This window comes from Cellulosimicrobium sp. 22598, assembly GCF_052044445.1.
Lineage (GTDB): Bacteria > Actinomycetota > Actinomycetes > Actinomycetales > Cellulomonadaceae > Cellulosimicrobium > Cellulosimicrobium cellulans_G.
The window spans coordinates 134,778-151,172 of sequence record NZ_JBQEMZ010000010.1 but is presented as its reverse complement, the minus strand read 5'-3'; the positions used below and the strand labels follow the sequence as shown (position 1 = coordinate 151,172).

Sequence of the window (16,395 nt, the reverse complement as noted above, 5' to 3'; positions counted from 1 at the left end):
GGACGGATGAGCGCCACCCCGACGCCCTCGCCCGGTCCGCTCCCCACCCCGCCCGACCCGTCCGGCCCGGGAGCCGCGCGCGCCCCGGCGGTGTGCGTGCTCGCGCTGACACCTCTGCTCACGGTGGAGATCGAGCCCGCCGGGCCGTACGAGACCTCGCCGGAGGTGCACGTCCACCCCGGCGGCCAGGGGCTGTGGCTCGCGCGCATGGCGTACTCGCTCGGCGCGCAGGTCGTGGTGTGCGGCCCGTTCGGCGGGGAGACGGGCACGGTCGCGGCGCACCTCGCGCGCGCCGAGCACCTCGACCTGCGCGCGACGACGACCGGCGGCAACGGCGCGTACGTCCACGACCGGCGCAGCGGCCACCGGGAGGAGGTCGTGACGATGGACCCGTTCCCGCTCAACCGCCACGAGGTCGACGACCTGTACGGCACCGTCCTCGTCTCCGGGCTCGACGCCGCGGTGACCATCCTCACCGGGTCGGAGACCGCGATCGGGGTCCCGGCGTCGTTCTTCGGGCGGCTCGCGCGCGACCTGCACGCCTCGGAGCGCCAGGTGGTCGCCGACCTCTCCGGGGAGCAGGCGCGCGCCGTGGCCGACGCGCCCGGCGCGGTGCTCAAGATCAGCCACGAGGAGATGGTCGACGGCGGGTTCGCCGACGACGACACCGAGGCGGCCCTGCTCGCCGCCGCGCGCGGCATGGTCGACGCCGGGCCGCGCGCGGTCGTCGTGTCGCGCGCGCACGACCCCTCGCTGCTCGTGACGCGCGAGCACACGTACACCGTGCGCACGCCGCGCATCACGACCGTCGACCACCGTGGCGCGGGCGACTCCATGACGGCCGGCATCGCCGTCGGGCTGGGCCGCGGCCTCGAGCTCCCGGACGCCGTGCGCCTGGGCGCCGCGGCGGGCGCGCTCAACGTCACGCGGCGCGGGCTCGGCACGGGCCGGCGCGACCAGATCGAGCGCCTCGCGCGCCGCATCACGGTGCGCGAGGCCCGCACCTGAACCCGGCCGCCGGGCCGGCTACCCCACCCCCACCCCCACTCCCCGACCCCGACCCCGACCCCGACCCCGACGACAGAGGAGAACCACCGTGCGCGCCCTCGTGACCAACGACGACGGGATCGACTCCCCCGGCCTGGCGGTCCTCGCCGGGGCGGCGCTCGACGCCGGCTACGAGGTCGTCGTCGCGGCCCCCGCCCGCGAGTCGTCGGGCGCCAGCGCGTCCCTGCTCGGCGCCGAGCGCGACGGTCGGCTCGCCGTCGAGCCGCACCAGGCGCCGGGCCTGCCCGACGACGTGACCTCCTACGCCGTCCGCGCCGCCCCCGCGCTCATCGCGTTCGTCGCCGCCTACGGCGGGTTCGGCCCCCGCCCGGACCTCCTGCTCTCGGGGGCGAACAAGGGCGCCAACACCGGCAACGCGATCCTGCACTCCGGGACGGTCGGCGCGGCGCTGTCCGCGATGACGCACGGGATCCGGTCGCTCGCCGTCTCGGTCGACGCGGCGGAGCCGCAGCACTGGGACACCGCGCGCCTCGTCACCGACCACGTGCTCGCGTGGATGGACGACGCCGCGTCGCGGGACGTCCCGCTCGACCGCCGCACGCTCAACGTCAACGTCCCCGACGTCCCGCCGGACCGGCTGCGCGGTCTGCGCCAGGCGCCGCTCGCGACGTTCGGGCTCGTCCAGGCGAACATCCACGAGGACGGCGACCGGCACCTGGTGCTCCAGTACTCCGGCACGGAGCGGCACTCCGAGCCCGACTCCGACACCGGCCTGCTCACGCGCGGGTGGGCGACCGCGACCCTCCTCGTCGCGCCGTACGCCGACGTGACGGTCGAGGTCCCCGGCCTGACCTGATCCGCTCGCTGTCGGGCGCGCCGGGGACGCGTCCGGGTCCGGTCCTCAGGTCCCGGGTCGGCGGTCGTCGTCCTCGCGGACGCCGTCCCCGTCGTCGGCGGGGTCGCGCGGCGCCCCCGCGTCGGGCGCGTCGTCCGGCGCGTCGTGGTCCGGCACGGCGCCGTGCTCGGCCGTGCGCTCGCGCTCGTCGATGACGTCCTGACCCGGCCCGGCGAACGCGCGCGACCGTTCCTCCCCCTCGGGCGTCCCGCTGAAGAAGGCGGACTCCGCGGCCTCGGGCGTCGCGTCGCCGTGCACGTCGTGCCCGACGGCGGGGAGCGGCCGGGTCCCGCCCGGCACCTCGGCGTCGTGACCGGCGCGGTCGTGACCGGCGCCGGCGTCGACGTCCCGCTCGTCCGGGCGCCCCGCCGGGCCGGGCACGACCCCGACGAGCCGCGTCGGGTCCTCGCTCGGCGCCGCGCCGGCGCCCTTCCCCGCGCGCCGGATCGTCCCGAGGACCACGGGCGCGTCGGCCCGCCGCGACCCGCGCTCCGCGGGGAGGCGCGGCGGTCGCGCCGGGGCCACGGGGACCCCGTCGCCGCCCGTGCCGGTCCCGTCGGGCCGCTCGGCGTCCGCCGCGGCGGGCTCGCCCGGCTCCCCCGGCAGGAGGTCGGCGGCGTCCGCGGCGCGCTCGAGCCGGGTCCGGGGCAGGCCCTGCGGGGCGGCGCGCTGCAGCCAGTCGACCAGGCCCTCCCGGACGAAGCACCGCAGGTCGAACAGCGTCGGGGCGTCGTGCGCGCTGACGAGGGCGCGGACCCGCACGAGGCCCCCGACGGCGTCGGTCACCTGCAGGATGCCGACGCGCTCGTCCCACAGGTCGGTGAGCGCGAGGAGACGCCGCAGCTCGGCCCGCATCGGCCCGACCGGCACCTCGAAGTCGAGGTCGAGCTCGACCGTGCCCAGCAGGTCGGCGGCGCGGCGGGTCCAGTTCTGGAACGGCGTCGTCGTGAAGTACGTGGACGGCATGATGAGGCGGCGGTCGTCCCAGAGGTGCACCACGACGTACGTCATGGTGATCTCCTCGATCCGCCCCCACTCGCCCTCGAGCACCACGACGTCGTCCACGCGGATGGCGTCGGTGAACGCGATCTGCATGCCCGCGAACACGTTCGCGAGCGACGTCTGCGCGGCGAGGCCCGCGACGATCGAGATGAGCCCCGCCGACGCGAGCAGGCTCGCCCCGGCGGCGCGCGCGGCGGGGAACGTGAGCAGGATGCCCGCGACCGCGCACACGACGATCACCGCGACGGTGAGCCGGCGCAGCACCGTGATCTGCGTCCGGACGCGGCGCGCGTGCCGGTTGTCCGCGGTGTCCATGCGGTAGCGCTGCAGCGCGGAGTCCTCGAGCACGAACGCGATGGCGCCCACCCACCACGCACCGGCCAGGATGAGCGCGATGAGCAGGAGGTGCTCGACCGCCGGGCGCCAGGGCGTCGAGGCGTCGGTCGTCAGACGGACCGCCACCCACACCGCGACGACGGTCAGGACCGCACGGTCCGGTCGGCGCAGCCGCCGCGACAGGTCGCGCGCGAGCTCGCTGCGCCGGCCGGCCCGGCGCACGACGGCCGAGATCACGGTCCCCAGGACGAACGCGACGACGACTCCTGCCGCGACCGCGCCCAGCGTGACGAGCACGTCGGTCGTGTTCTCCAGCTCGGTGTCCATCACCTCAGGCTAGGCAGGGCGACCGGGGGTCACCTCCGGGCGGTCGCTCGTGCGGGCCGCGCGGGCCGGGCCTACCGTGGCAGGCATGATCTCGTGGGAGCTCGCGCTCGCGCTGCGCGACGCGGGCGTGAGGTGGTCGCCGGCGTCGGGCGACCGCTTCCGCCTCCTCGCCACGGGCGGCGACGGCGACGTCTTCACCGTGAGCGACATGACGATCGAGCCGCACGAGTTCGACACCGGCGTCGTGCTCGGCTTCAACGGGACGACCGAGTGGGCGCTCGACTCGGTCGCGCTCGAGGACGCGCTGTGGCACCCGCTCGAGGAGCAGCTCCGGGAGCTGCTCGGGGGCACCTTCCGCGCGCTCGAACGGTCGGACGCCGGGTACGTCGTCCGCACCGAGGTGCTCGACGACCTCGGCACGTTCGCCGCGGCGGACGCCGCCGACGCGTACGCGCGGGCCCTGCTCGCGCTCGTCGCCGCGAGCACCGGGGACCCGCCCTGACCCGCGGGCGCAGGGCGAGCTGGCTCGACGACGTGCGACGCGCCCCGTCCGTCGTGCGCCGCGTGCTGCGCGCGCTGGGCGACGAGCCGCCCCCCGCGGTCGATCCCGAGCCGCCCGAGGTGTCCCCCGACCTCGTCCCGCTCCTGCGCGAGCTGGGGACGGCGCTGCTCGACTCCGGACGCTCCGTGACCGACGTCGAGGACGACCTGGAGGCCGTCGCGCGACGCTCGGGCGCGTCCACCGTGGGCACGCTCGTCCTCCCCACGGGTGTCTTCGTCCGGGTGAGCACGGCGGGCGGCACGGTCGCCGACTTCGCGGGTGCTGCCGCGAGCGGTCTCAACCTCGACCAGATCGGGGCGCTCACGACCCTCGTGCGCCGCCTGCGCACGACCGACGTCCCGCTCGCCGACGCGCGGGCCGAGCTGCGCGCGATCGTGGAGCGGCCGCCCCGCTTCGGCGCGGTGCTCACGATCGTCGGCCACGGGCTGCTCACGGTCGGGTTCGGCCTCGTGCTCAACCCCACCGCCCGGCTCCTGCCGGTCTACCTCGCGCTCGGGATCCTCGTCGGCGCCCTGCGCTGGCTCGGGACGCGGTGGCCGACGCTCGCCACCGCCCTGCCCGTCGTCGCGGCGTTCGTCGTGACGCTCCTGGCGGTCGACGTCGTCCACCCCTGGCTCGGCGACGACCCGCTGAGCGTGCTCGTGCCGCCCCTCGTGTCGTTCCTGCCCGGCTCCGTCCTCACGGTGGCCGCGATCGAGCTGACGGGCAACCAGATCGTCGCCGGCGCGAGCCGGCTCGTCTACGGGGTCGCGCAGCTCCTGCTGCTCGTGTTCGGCGTCGTCGCGGGGGCCGCGGTCGCGGGCCCGCTCGTCGCCGCCCCCGCCGCGGACCAGCTCGGGTGGTGGGCGCCGTGGGTGGGGATCCTCGCCGTCGGGCTCGGGCAGATGTACTTCGCCTCGTCGCCGCGGGGCTCGCTCCCCTGGGTGCTGCTCGTCCTGCTCGGCGCGTACGCGGCCCAGCTCGCCGGGGCGCTCGCCGCCGCCCCGCTCGCGGGGTTCGTGGGTGCCCTCGTCATCGCGCCGCTCGCCGCGCTGGTCGAGCGGACGCCGCACGGACCGCCCGCCGCCGTCACGACCCTCCCGGCGTTCTGGCTCCTCGTGCCCGGTGCGCTCAGCCTGCTGGGCCTCTCGGACCTGGTGAACGGCGGCCCGGAGGCGGCACAGGAGATCGCCAACGCGGTCGTCGCCGTGTTCGGGATCGCCCTCGGCACGCTCGTCGGGTCGGCCGTCACGCGGGACGCGGGACGGGTGACACGTACCCTCTTCACATCCTGACCACACGGTCGGCACCCCATTCCCGAGGCTTCCCCCCGTCAGAGGGTCCCGCTGGACGCACGTCTAGTTGAAGATGGAACAGCCGACCGGTCTCCGTGGTCCACCCTGCGACCAGACCAGCCGGCGTCGTGGTGAGAGGGCGCACGCGTCCCGCCCCGACCGCACGCCGTCGTGGTCACCCAGCGCTCCGTCCTGCGCAGGTGCACCAGGGATGGGAGCGCTTCCGCGTTCGACCGCCCGCGACCACGACCCGATGATCGGATCGCTCGCTTGACCACTGCCCAGCACCAGAAGACCGCACCGCACACGTCCAGCACCACCGGCGCGTGCCCCGCCGCCCCCGGCGAGGCACGCTAGATGGGCCGCCACACCGCGAGCCGGGCCTCGCTCCCCGCATCCCTCGCCTCCGCCGCGCGCCGCGGCGCGCAGGGCGCTGCCCGCGTCGCTCCCGGCCGTCGCCGGACCCTCGGGACCGGTGCCGCCGTGGCGGCCGTCGCGCTCACCGCGAGCACCGCCGCGGCCGCCTTCGCCGACGGCGGTGCGCCGTCGGCGGACGTGCCCGCCGACTCCTCGTCCGCGGCACCGACCACGTCGACCGCTGCCGGCACGGCGCCGGTGACCCTGGGCGCGATCGCGGCCGACCCCGCCACCGTCGACGCGGCGAGCGACGCCCTCGTGCGGGCACAGTTCCTCACCGGGGAGGGCGCCGCCGGGCTGACTCCCGAGCAGATCGCCCAGATCGAGGACGCGCGCACCCGGCTCAGCACGGCCGTCACCGCGGCCTCCCCGACCGACGGCTCGTCGGCGTTCGCCGGCCTGCCCTCGCTCGCCGACTCCGGGCTGGGCGGGACCGCCGACGACACGGCAGCCGACACCGCCGACGACGAGTCCGCCGACGACAACGCCGCGGTCGACACCGAGGGCGACGCGCTGCTGACCGCGTCCGACACCCTCGAAGCGAGCGTGCCTCACCTCGCCGAGCGCGGCTCCGACCGTGCGAGCCGATCCTCGGCCCGCACGTCCCTCGAGGACCTCGCCGCCCTCCCGACGCTCGAGCCGACCGTGCCGGACCTGGCCACGGCGTCGGACGAGTCCTCGGACGAGGCGGAGACCGCGGCGGCACCCGACGCCGCGACGAGCGCTGACACCTCGACCGAGTCCCCCGAGGAGGACGCGGCGGCTTCCAAGGCGGCGACCGCGTCGCCCGACCTCACCACCGGGACGGCGACGGACGCCACCACCGACGCCGAGACGCCGGCTCCCGCGGGGTCCACCGAGGAGATCGCCGCGCTGACGGCCGAGCTCTCCACGCTGCTCGACGCGGCCGGCTCGGGCGTGACCGTGCAGGTCGTGCCCGGTCCGCCGTCGGCCGAGGAGATCGCGGCACAGCTCGACCAGTGGGCCGCCTCCACGGCGGGCTTCGGCAACGGGCAGATCCCCGCGAGCGCCCTGTGCGAGCTGTCGTTCGCGCCGGGCGAGCAGCTCCGCTGCGACGCCGCCCACCAGATCGAGGCGCTCAACCAGAAATTCCGCGAGACGTTCGGCGCGGACCTCTCCGTGACGGACTCGTACCGCTCCTACGCCTCGCAGGTCGCGGTCAAGGCGTCGCGCGGCTACTTCGCCGCGCCCCCGGGCATGTCGAACCACGGCTGGGCGCTCGCGCTCGACCTCGGCGGCGGCATCCAGGGCTACGGCACCGCGCAGTACGAGTGGATGCGCGCCAACGCGCCGGCCTACGGCTGGGACAACCCCGAGTGGGCCCGCGCCGGCGGCTCGAAGAACGAGCCCTGGCACTGGGAGTACGGCGACCTCTCCTGACGAGCCGCTCCCCCGACGACGGCCCCGGCACCGCGACGACCTCGCGGGCCGGGGCCTCGTCGTCCGTGCCCGGCGACGCGGGGCGCGTCAGGTGAGGGCGTCCGCGAGGAGCAGCATCGTCACGAGGAACCCGGTGACGAGGTTGAGCCACAGGAACGCGCGCCAGCCCGCGTTGGCGCGCTCGCAGTCGTCGTCGCGCACGTCGCGGAACCGCAGCACGTTGACGGCGTACGGCAGCGGGAGCAGCGCGGCGAGGACGCCGGGCCACGGGAGCACCGCGAGCACGACGGCCGCCGCGACGTACGCCGCCGCGGCGGCGAGCACGGTCGCGTGCGCGCCGATCGCCGTCGCGACGGACGCGATGCCGCCCTCGCGGTCCGCGCGCACGTCCTGCACCGCGCCGAACGCGTGCGACGCCATACCCCAGAGCACGAAGCCGACGAGCACGGGCCAGACGGACCGCGCGGAGAGGTCCGCGTCGACGAGCACGAGCGCGTACAGCAACGGCCCGACGAAGTGCATCGCCGACGTGAACGAGTCGAGGAACGGGCGCTCCTTGAACCGCAGCCGCGGCGCCGAGTACGCGACGACGCCGAACACCACGAGCGCGAGGACCGCGCCCGCGAGCGGGTCGCCGAGGAGCAGGAGCGCGACGAGGAACGGCACGTTGGTCGCGACGCACGCGCGCAGGATGCGGCGGTGCGTGACACGGGCCGTCGCCGGGTCGGCCAGCGCGCCCTCGATCCCGCCCTTGCGCGGGTTGCGCAGGTCGCTCGCGTAGTCGAAGACGTCGTTCACGCCGTACATGAGCAGGTTGTACGGCACGAGGAAGTACAGCGTCCCGACCACGAACGCGAGGTCGACGCGTCCGCCGGTCGCGACGAGGTACCCCGCGGCGAAGGGGTACGCGGTATTGATCCAGGAGAAGGGCCGCGACGCGGCGAGCACGTCCTTCACCGCTCGTCCTCCGCGGCACGACCGTGCTCGGACCCGCGGCCCGCGGTGCGCTCGCGACCGCGGGCTCCGAGCACCGTCCACAGCACCGGCATCCCGAGCGCGGCGGCGAACGCGTACGCGAAGTCCTCGAGCGGCGCGCCCCACAGGTAGACGCCGAGGATCTTGTCCGGGTGGTAGACGTACAGGTCGGCGGCGATCATCAGCGTGTCGAACACGAGGGTGAGCACGCACATCACGACGGCCGTCCACACGAGCGGCCCGGGTCGCAGCCGGCGCAGCACGCGCCACGACACCGCGACGAGCACCGCGAGGACGACGACGTTGAGCACGAGGTTCGTCACGCGTCGCCCTCCGCCCGGCTCCGTCGCGCGGCGAGCACGCGCTCCGCGCCGCGCCAGCCCAGCAGCGCGGTGTAGCACAGGAGCGTCAGGAAGACCGCCTCCTCGACGGGGAGGTCGGGCGCGAGCAGGAGCCCCGTCATCCACGGGCTCTCCCCGCGCGCGAAGATCCCGAGCGCGAGGCCCGCGACGTCCCACGCGAGGAACCCGACGACGCCGAGGCCGACCGTGAGCGCGGCACGGCGCCGGTCCGCCCAGAACGCGAGGCGGAAGCGCCGGTCGAGCACGGCGAGGCCGCCGAGCGAGACCGCGAGCGCGCCGAGGTAGACCAGACCCGTCACCGGCGGACCTCGACCGGTCGCGCACCCGACGGCCGGATCCGCTCGGGCCGACGGCTCGCCGCGAGGTAGCCGGGGCGCAACGGCGTCGGCAGCGGGCGTGCCGACGTCTCGCCGAGCAGGCGCTTCGCGACGAGCTCGGCGCTGATGAGGCACATCGGCAGTCCCACGCCCGGGATGCTCCCACCCCCGGCGTGGTAGAGCCCGTCGACACGGCGGGCCGCCGTGCCGGGCCGCCACAGAGCCGACTGCCGGAGGGTGTGCTCCATGCCGAGCGCGCCGCCGCGCCACGACGAGAGCTCGGTCGCGAAGTGGGCGGGCCCGAGCACGCGCCGCGTGACGACCCGACCCGGGAGGTCCTCGATCCCGGCCCAGCGCCCGACCTGCGCGAGGTAGCGGTCCGCGAGCGCGTCGAGCGCGCGGCGCGACGCGGCGTCGGCGCCGAGCGTCGGGTCGGCGGGGAACGGGACGAGGAGGAAGAGGTTCTCGTGCCCGGGCGGGGCCGCGGGCGCGGACGACGACGGCCCGTCGGTCGCGGAGGTGCGCGACACGTAGAGGGAGGCGGGGTCGGGGACGCGCAGCCCCGCGGGGTCGCTGCGCCGGTCGGCGCCGAGCACGGCGTCGAAGTTCGCGGGCCAGTCGCGCGTGAAGAAGAGGGAGTGGTGCGCGAGCTCGGGCAGCGCGCCCCGCACTCCCGCGAGCACGAGCAGGGCCGAGATCCCCGGCCCCTTGTCGTCCCACGCCGCGGCGGGCAGGTCCGCCCACCGCGGGGCGAGGAGCGCGGTCTCCGTGTGGTGCCGGTCGGCGGCCGACACGACGAGGTCCGCCTCGACGAGCTCGCCCGAGGCGAGGTGGACGCCCGTGACGCGCCCGCGCCGTCGGGCACCGGGGGCCACCTCGATCCCGGCGACGTCCGCGCCGGTCCGGAGCTCGGCCCCCTCCGCGCGCGCGAGCCGCGCCACGGCCTCGATCAGCGTGTGCATCCCGCCGCGGGGGTACCGGACGCCGTCGACGAGGTCGAGGTGGCTCATGAGGGAGTACAGCGCGGGCGCGCGGTAGGGCGAGGAGCCGAGGAAGACGGCGTGGTACCCCAGGAGCTGGCGGAGCCGCGGGTCCTCCACCGCGCGCGCGGCACGGTCGGCGAGCGGCTCGCGCAGCAGCGCGGCGAGGCGCGGGAGACGGCGCAGCACCTCCGGCGCGAGCGCGCGGTCGGGCCGCTCGAACGTGGTGTAGAGGAAGTGGTCGAGCGCGAGCCCGTAGGCCTCGCTCGCCGCGGCCGCGTACGCGGCCACGCGGTCGCCGGCCCCGGGCTCGATCGCGTCGAGCCGGGCGCGGTTCACGCCCGGGCTCGCCGAGAGCTCGAACGTGGACGCCGCGCCGCCCGGTGCGTCGGGCTCGAAGAACACGCGGTAGGCCGGGTCGAGCGGCACGAGGTCGAGGTGGTCCTCGACGCGCGCGCCGAGGAGCGCGAAGAAGTGCTCGACCACCTCCGGCATGAAGTACCAGGACGGCCCGGTGTCGAAGCGGAACCCGTCCAGCTCGAGCGTGCCGGCTCGGCCGCCCAGGTCCGCGTGGCGCTCCAGCAGCGTGACGGCCGCGCCCCCGCGCGCGAGCAGCGCCGCGGTGGCGAGCCCGGAGATCCCGCCTCCGACCACGACGACGCGCGGTGCCCTCACGCGAGCACCTTCCGCGGGCGCGCGGGTCGGCCCGACGCCATCTGCCCGAGGAGCTGGCCGCCCGCCGCCCGCGCGGCCAGCGCGACCTTCACGGTGTCGGGGACGCGCACGCGCGCCCGCAGGATGTCCTCGGGCGGCGTCGCCGCGAGCCGGGCGAGCAGCCGCTCGTACACGGCGACGGTCGCGGCGACCGCGACGCGGGGTCGCACCGGGAGCCCCGGGAGCGCCGCCCGCGCCGCCGCGAGGTCCCCCTCGACCTCCCGGCAGAACGCCTCGACGTCGCGACGGCGCAACCGGCCCGGGACGACGCCGGGCAGGTAGGCGCGCCCGAGCTCGTCGTGGTCGGTGCGCAGGTCGCGCAGGAAGTTGATCTTCTGGAACGCGGCGCCGAGCGCACGTGCCCCGCGGACGAGGACCGGGTCCGCGACCCGCAGGGGCTCCCCGGGGCGACGGCGCGCGTTGAGGAAGACCGCGAGGCACATGAGGCCGACGACCTCCGCCGAGCCGTACACGTACCGCTCGTAGCTCTCGCGGTCGTGCACGCGCACCGTGAGGTCGGTGCGCATCGACGCGAAGAAGGGGTCGACCTCGCCGTGGCCGATGCCGCACCGGCGGGCGGTCAGGGCGAACGAGTGCACGACGAGGTTCGTCGACCACCCGCGATCGAGCGCCTTCGCCGTCTCCGCCTCCAGCTCGTCGAGGAGGTCGGCCGCACCGTCGCCGCGGCGCGTGTCCACGACCTCGTCGGCGATGCGGACGAGTCCGTAGACGGCGTCGATCCCGTCGCGCGTCGGGACGTCGAGCAGGCGCGCGCCCAGCCCGAACGAGGTCGAGTAGGACGCGAGCACGACCCGGCTCGTGCGCGCGGCGGTCAGGTCGTACAGCCGTGCCGGGTCGTTCTGGTCGCCCACGTCCTCGTCCCGTCTCCCGTCGCCGGGGCACCTCCCCGGACATTCCTCAGCATGCTGAGGAATGTAGGGTCGCACGGGACGCGCAGACTCACACCTCGGGAGCGCCCTCCGCCCCGTCGTGCGCCGCGACCTCGATGCGCCGCGGGCCCGCCTGCCAGGCCTCCCACGCCGACGCGATGATCTCGGGCAGCCCGTTCGTCGCCGTCCAGCCGAAGAGCTCGTTGATCCGGCGCGGGTCGCCGACGAGCTGCGGCGGGTCGCCCGCGCGCCGCGGCAGGATCTCCGGCGTGACGTCGAGCCCGCTCACGCGCCCGATCTCGTCGATGACCTCGCGCACCGACGACCCCTGCCCCGTCCCGACGTTGAACACGTCGAAGGGGCGCTCCGCGACGTCGAGGTACCCGAGCGCCGCGAGGTGCGCGTGCGCGAGGTCCAGGACGTGGATGTAGTCACGGATGCACGTGCCGTCCGGCGTCGGGTAGTCGTCGCCGAAGATCTTGGGCTGCTCGCCGCGCTCCAGGCGGTCGAGCACCATGGGGACGAGGTTGAGCACGGCGGGGTCGCCGAGGTCGGGCCAGCCGGCGCCGGCGACGTTGAAGTAGCGCAGCGCGACGAACCGCAGGCCCCAGGCGCGGCCGGCCGCGCGACCCAGCCACTCGCCGACGAGCTTGGTCTCGCCGTAGGGGTTGATCGGCTCGGCGTGCAGCTTCTCCTCGACGAGCGAGACCGAGGGCATCCCGTACGTCGCCGCCGAGGACGAGAACACGAGGCGGTCGACGCCGGCCGCCTGCATCGCGGTCACGAGGTTCGTGAACCCGCCGACGTTCTGCTGGTAGTACCAGGCCGGCTTCTCGACCGACTCCCCCACCTGCTTGCGCGCCGCGAAGTGGATCACCGCGCGGACGTCGTGCTCGGTGAGGGCGCGCGTCAGCACGTCCACCGCCTCCGGGGACGCGACGTCGACCTCGACGAGCGTCGCGTCGCCGACACGGTCCGCGCGACCGGTGCTGAGGTCGTCGACCACGACCACCTTCTCGCCGCGCTCCTGCAGGAGGCGCACCACGTGCGCGCCGATGTACCCGGCTCCGCCGGTCACGAGGATCGTCATGGCACCCACCCTAGTGGGGCCGCCCCGCTCCCCCCGCCGAGCTGCCGGACCCGTGGTGGCCGCCGCCCTACGCGTGGCCGTGGGCCTCGCGGTCGCGCAGGGCCGCCGTCTCGAGCTGGAACGTCGAGTGCTCGACGGAGACCGGGAAGTGGTGCGCGACGCACGCACGGACGCGCTCCGTGATCTCGAGCGCGTGACCGTCCCGGAAGCACGCGGCGTCGACGACGACGTGCGCGGAGATGGTCGGCAGCCCCGTCGCGACGGTCGACGCGTGGAGGTCGTGCACGTCCTCGACGTGGTCGAGCGAGAGGATGTGCGCCCGGACGTCGTCGAGGTCCAGCCCCTCCGGCGTGAACTCCATGAGCACGGCCGTCGCCTCGCGCAGGAGGCGGAAGGCGCGCGGGACGATGAGCAGCGCGATGAAGAGCCCGGCGATCGCGTCGGCCTGCTGGTACCCGGTCGTCGCGATGACGACGGCGGCCACGATCACCCCGACCGACCCCAGGGCGTCGTTGACGACCTCCAGGAACGCCGCGCGCAGGTTGAGGTTGGCGCGGCGCCCGGACGCGAGGACGGCGATCGCGACGACGTTGCCGACGAGGCCGACGATCCCGAAGACCAGCAGCTCGGACGAGGGGACCTCCGGCGGCGAGAACAGCCGTCGGACGCCCTCGACGACGGCGTACGCGCCGACCGCGAGGAGGAGCGCCGCCTGCGCGAGGGCGGCGAGCACCTCGACGCGGCGGAATCCCCAGGTCCGGCGCTTGGTCGCGGGCCGCAGCACGAGCGACGCCGCGACGAGCGCCACGGCCAGCCCCGTCGCGTCGGTGAGCATGTGCGCCGTGTCCGTGAGGAGCGCGAGGCTCCCCGTGAGGACCGCGCCGACGGCCTGCGCGACGAGGATCGTCGCGGTGATCCCGAAGGCGACCGCGAGCCGCGCGCGGTGGTCGGGCGCGGCACCCCCCGCGCCGTGGTCGTGTCCGGCTCCCATGAACCCTCCATTCATCGTCAGTTACCGATGATATCGGTGATCGACGATGAATACCAGACCGGCTGCGCCGTGAGGCGCGTCACCGCGCGGGGTCAGGGAGCGAGCGCGACGTGCTCCGCGTCGGCGAGCAGGTGCGCCACCTCGGGCCGCACGAGCCGGTACCAGGACGAGCGCCCCTCGCGGCGGACCGCCACGACCCCGACGTCGCGCAGGGTGGTCAGGTGCGCGGAGACCGTGGACTGCGCGAGCCCCAGCTCGCGCGTGAGGTCGACGACGCGCCGCTCCGCGCCGGTGAGCAGGTGCACGATGGCGAGCCGGCTCGGGTCCGCGAGCGCGTGGAGCAGGCGCGCGACCGCCTCGTGGTCGTGCGCGCCGTCGTGCCGGGGGTCGCTCGCGGCGCTCGTCGTCACCAGCCGATCGTAGCGATCGGCGCCCCCGCGCCGTGCGACCTCAGTCCCAGCCGAGCTCGTGCAGGCGGTCGTCGTCGATGCCGAAGTGGTGCGCGATCTCGTGGACGACCGTCACCGCGACCTCCTCCACCACGTCCTCGCGCGTCTCGCAGATCGCGAGGGTGGGGTTGCGGAAGATCGTGATGCGGTCGGGCAGCGCCCCCGCCGCCCACATGTGGTCCCGCTCGGTGAGGGGGACGCCCTCGTAGAGCCCGAGGAGGTCGGGGTCGTCGGCGGGCGCGTCGTCCTCGACGAGCACCACCACGTTGTCCATCTGCGCCGCGAGGTCCTCGGGGACGAGGTCCAGCCCGTCGCGCACGGCGTCCTCGAACTCGGCCCGCGTCATCTCCACCACGCGACCATCCTCCCCCGTCGCGGGCACCGCCCGTGGCGTCGTCCCGCTGCACCGTCCCGCGGCACCGTCCGCGGGCAGGCCCGGCCGAGGAGGCGACCACGGGTCGACCACGACCCGACCAGGAGGTCACGGTCCCGCCGCTGTACACTGGCGCACGTTCCTGAGCCCCCATCGTCTAGCGGCCTAGGACCCCGCCCTTTCACGGCGGTAGCACGGGTTCGAATCCCGTTGGGGGTACGCGAGATCGCGCCGGGACCGGTGGCCACCAGCGGATTTACGGATCGGCTCATCGGTACGGTACGATCCTCTCGGTTCGAAAGCGGGCCACCACACCACCAGGTTCACTGGTGAAAACCACCGGGTCCCCTGGTGTTAAGGTGTGTCTCGCGAAGAACAGCAAGGCCCTGTAGCGCAGTTGGTTAGCGCGCCGCCCTGTCACGGCGGAGGTCGCGGGTTCAAGTCCCGTCAGGGTCGCGTGAGGCGAAGAGCCCGGTCGGCATCGGCCGGCCGGGCTCTTCCCCCATGGCTCTGTAGCTCAGTTGGTAGAGCGTTCGACTGAAAATCGAAAGGTCACCGGATCGACGCCGGTCGGAGCCACCGAAGAGACCCCCGCCCGGGATCCGGGCGGGGGTCTTTCTCGTCGCGGCGGCGGTGCCGTCCGGCCCTCCCTCTCCGGCACCTCCCAGGCCCGCGGGGAGTTGCGCACCGCCCCGGGTGCCGGTTGAGTGGTGGGGTCACCTGCGGAAAGGCGGAGAGATGAGCGACTGGATCGACGGGCGCATCCCGCCCGAGGAGCAGAAGCCGACGGTCGGGCAGCTCGTCGAGCGGCTGTCCGAGCAGGCGACCCGCCTCGTCCGGTCCGAGATCGCGCTCGCGAAGGCCGAGCTCACGACGAAGGCCAAGCACGCCGGCATCGGCATCGGCCTGCTCGTCGTGGGCGGGGTGCTCGTCCTCTACGGGCTGGGCTTCCTCTTCCACTCCGCCATGGAGGGGCTCGCGACCGTGATGCCGCTGTGGCTCGCCGCGCTGATCGTCGGCCTGGCCCTCGTGCTCGTCGCCGGTACGCTCGCGTTCGTCGGCGTCAAGCAGCTCCAGCGCGGCGTCCCGCCGACCCCGACCGGGGCGGTCGACAGCATCAAGGAAGACGTCGCGACGATCAAGGAAGGACTGCGCCCGTGAGCGGAACCGACGGGGCCCCGGTGCCCCCGCTGTCCCAGTCCCAGCTCGAGGACGAGATCGCGCGCACGCGCGCCGAGCTCGCGGGGACGATCGACGAGCTCACGACCCGCCTGGACCCGCGCGTCCAGGCGAAGGCGGCGGCCCAGCAGGCGAAGCAGGCGGCCTCGGACACGGGCGCGTTCCTCACCGGTGGCGGGTTGCCGGAGGAGGACCCCGACCGGTCGCGCAACGTCAAGCTGCTGCTGGGTGCCGTCGTCGCGGGTGTCGCGCTCGTCGCCGCGGCGGTCCTGCGGCGGCGCTCCTAGAGCGCCTCCCGTACACCCCTCTGGCCGAGCCGCCGCACGTGCCGTCCGTCGCGCCGGCCGTGCCGGCGGCTCGGCGCGAGGACGGCTCAGGACTTGTCGGTGCCCTCCGCGGGCTCGCTGGCGGCCCCGAGCAGCGCCCGGACCTCGGACTCGCGGTAGCGGCGGTGCCCCCCGAGCGTGCGGATCGACGAGAGCTTGCCCGCCTTTGCCCATCGGGTGACCGTCTTGGGATCGACGCGGAACAGGCTGGCGACCTCGGCGGGCGTGAGCAGAACCTCGGACTCTCCGTGCATGGACATCACGACACCTCCTCCTGGTACGCGCTGGTCCGGCAGATACCCCGGATCACGACGACAGCACGACGCCAGTACCCTCCATTGTCGCAGCATGCGGATTTCGGGCGACTTGACGGACGGGTGAATTAGGCCGCCTATGGTCGTATCGGCCGGATAGACGCTCGTGCGGCTTACGGGGCGTGCTCCCCGTGCCCTGCCCGGCCTCGCCTGAGGCGGGCCCGCTCCCCCGCTCGTGGAGAGTGTGTGACGGTAGGCACGTCCGCGGTCCGT

Annotated in this window: 18 protein-coding genes and 3 tRNA genes; 10 read left to right on the top strand and 11 right to left on the bottom strand. The window is 75.1% G+C overall.

Annotation, left to right across the window (positions count from 1 at the left end; genetic code table 11):
• Window positions 1-6: 6 nt before the first annotated feature.
• Entirely contained in the window at window positions 7-1,008 is a 1,002-nt protein-coding gene (locus ACTJIY_RS12760; RefSeq protein WP_440674107.1) for a 1-phosphofructokinase family hexose kinase, read from the top strand.
• An 88-nt stretch (window positions 1,009-1,096) separates the two neighbouring features.
• Complete coding sequence (gene surE / locus ACTJIY_RS12755) at window positions 1,097-1,864, top strand: 5'/3'-nucleotidase SurE (protein ID WP_440674106.1); 768 nt, start codon at window positions 1,097-1,099, stop codon at window positions 1,862-1,864.
• Window positions 1,865-1,909: 45 nt separating this feature from the next.
• On the opposite strand, the gene ACTJIY_RS12750 is transcribed toward surE, so the two are convergent.
• Entirely contained in the window at window positions 1,910-3,568 is a 1,659-nt protein-coding gene (locus tag ACTJIY_RS12750) for a mechanosensitive ion channel domain-containing protein (protein ID WP_440674105.1), read from the bottom strand.
• 85 nt (window positions 3,569-3,653) lie between these two features.
• Between ACTJIY_RS12750 and ACTJIY_RS12745 the strand changes: the two genes are divergently transcribed.
• From ACTJIY_RS12745 to ACTJIY_RS12735, 3 genes are all read left to right on the top strand, one after another.
• Window positions 3,654-4,070, top strand: a complete 417-nt coding sequence (locus tag ACTJIY_RS12745) for a hypothetical protein (protein ID WP_253055243.1) — start codon at window positions 3,654-3,656, stop codon at window positions 4,068-4,070.
• Between the two features lie 32 nt (window positions 4,071-4,102).
• Window positions 4,103-5,404 (top strand): threonine/serine ThrE exporter family protein, encoded by a 1,302-nt coding sequence (locus tag ACTJIY_RS12740; RefSeq protein ID WP_253055242.1) that lies wholly within the window; start codon window positions 4,103-4,105, stop codon window positions 5,402-5,404.
• 357 nt (window positions 5,405-5,761) lie between these two features.
• The gene (locus ACTJIY_RS12735) at window positions 5,762-7,222 is read left to right on the top strand and encodes a M15 family metallopeptidase (RefSeq protein ID WP_440674104.1); all 1,461 of its coding nucleotides are present in this window, start codon (window positions 5,762-5,764) and stop codon (window positions 7,220-7,222) included.
• An 87-nt stretch (window positions 7,223-7,309) separates the two neighbouring features.
• Here the strand turns inward: ACTJIY_RS12735 and ACTJIY_RS12730 are convergent, their stop codons facing one another.
• The 9 genes from ACTJIY_RS12730 to ACTJIY_RS12690 all read right to left on the bottom strand — a co-directional run bounded on the left by ACTJIY_RS12730 (window position 7,310) and on the right by ACTJIY_RS12690 (window position 14,336).
• Window positions 7,310-8,179 (bottom strand): prenyltransferase, encoded by an 870-nt coding sequence (locus ACTJIY_RS12730; RefSeq protein WP_440674103.1) that lies wholly within the window; start codon window positions 8,177-8,179, stop codon window positions 7,310-7,312.
• Window positions 8,176-8,520: a lycopene cyclase domain-containing protein gene (locus tag ACTJIY_RS12725; RefSeq protein ID WP_440674102.1), complete on the bottom strand. Its 345-nt coding sequence runs from the start codon at window positions 8,518-8,520 to the stop codon at window positions 8,176-8,178. Before ACTJIY_RS12725 ends, ACTJIY_RS12730 begins: the two co-directional genes overlap by 4 nt.
• Window positions 8,517-8,858, bottom strand: a complete 342-nt coding sequence (locus tag ACTJIY_RS12720) for a lycopene cyclase domain-containing protein (RefSeq protein WP_353707513.1) — start codon at window positions 8,856-8,858, stop codon at window positions 8,517-8,519. The genes ACTJIY_RS12725 and ACTJIY_RS12720 overlap by 4 nt, the downstream gene beginning before the upstream one ends.
• Window positions 8,855-10,531 (bottom strand): phytoene desaturase family protein, encoded by a 1,677-nt coding sequence (gene crtI / locus ACTJIY_RS12715; protein WP_439157431.1) that lies wholly within the window; start codon window positions 10,529-10,531, stop codon window positions 8,855-8,857. The genes ACTJIY_RS12720 and crtI overlap by 4 nt, the downstream gene beginning before the upstream one ends.
• The gene (locus ACTJIY_RS12710) at window positions 10,528-11,442 is read right to left on the bottom strand and encodes a phytoene/squalene synthase family protein (protein WP_353707511.1); all 915 of its coding nucleotides are present in this window, start codon (window positions 11,440-11,442) and stop codon (window positions 10,528-10,530) included. Before ACTJIY_RS12710 ends, crtI begins: the two co-directional genes overlap by 4 nt.
• Before the next feature lie 88 nt (window positions 11,443-11,530).
• The gene (galE, locus tag ACTJIY_RS12705) at window positions 11,531-12,550 is read right to left on the bottom strand and encodes a UDP-glucose 4-epimerase GalE (protein WP_440674101.1); all 1,020 of its coding nucleotides are present in this window, start codon (window positions 12,548-12,550) and stop codon (window positions 11,531-11,533) included.
• Window positions 12,551-12,617: 67 nt separating this feature from the next.
• A complete protein-coding gene (locus tag ACTJIY_RS12700) occupies window positions 12,618-13,541 on the bottom strand; it encodes a cation diffusion facilitator family transporter (RefSeq protein ID WP_353707510.1) in 924 nt (307 codons plus the stop codon).
• Window positions 13,542-13,633: 92 nt separating this feature from the next.
• Entirely contained in the window at window positions 13,634-13,951 is a 318-nt protein-coding gene (locus ACTJIY_RS12695; RefSeq protein ID WP_204539642.1) for an ArsR/SmtB family transcription factor, read from the bottom strand.
• Window positions 13,952-13,991: 40 nt separating this feature from the next.
• Window positions 13,992-14,336, bottom strand: a complete 345-nt coding sequence (locus ACTJIY_RS12690) for a metallopeptidase family protein (RefSeq protein WP_170227325.1) — start codon at window positions 14,334-14,336, stop codon at window positions 13,992-13,994.
• Window positions 14,337-14,509: 173 nt separating this feature from the next.
• On the opposite strand from ACTJIY_RS12690, the gene ACTJIY_RS12685 reads away from it, so the two are divergent.
• The 5 genes from ACTJIY_RS12685 (at window position 14,510) to ACTJIY_RS12665 (ending at window position 15,829) form a co-directional block, all read left to right on the top strand.
• Window positions 14,510-14,582, top strand: a tRNA-Glu gene (locus ACTJIY_RS12685).
• Between the two features lie 163 nt (window positions 14,583-14,745).
• Window positions 14,746-14,819: transfer RNA gene (locus ACTJIY_RS12680), tRNA-Asp, on the top strand.
• Between the two features lie 50 nt (window positions 14,820-14,869).
• Window positions 14,870-14,942, top strand: a tRNA-Phe gene (locus tag ACTJIY_RS12675).
• A gap of 159 nt (window positions 14,943-15,101) precedes the next feature.
• On the top strand, window positions 15,102-15,524 hold the full coding sequence (locus tag ACTJIY_RS12670) for a phage holin family protein (protein ID WP_253055233.1): 423 nt from the start codon (window positions 15,102-15,104) through the stop codon (window positions 15,522-15,524).
• Window positions 15,521-15,829: a DUF3618 domain-containing protein gene (locus ACTJIY_RS12665; protein WP_440674100.1), complete on the top strand. Its 309-nt coding sequence runs from the start codon at window positions 15,521-15,523 to the stop codon at window positions 15,827-15,829. Before ACTJIY_RS12670 ends, ACTJIY_RS12665 begins: the two co-directional genes overlap by 4 nt.
• 86 nt (window positions 15,830-15,915) lie before the next feature.
• On the opposite strand, the gene ACTJIY_RS12660 is transcribed toward ACTJIY_RS12665, so the two are convergent.
• Window positions 15,916-16,128: a BldC family transcriptional regulator gene (locus ACTJIY_RS12660; protein WP_024839011.1), complete on the bottom strand. Its 213-nt coding sequence runs from the start codon at window positions 16,126-16,128 to the stop codon at window positions 15,916-15,918.
• Between the last annotated feature and the right edge of the window lie 267 nt (window positions 16,129-16,395).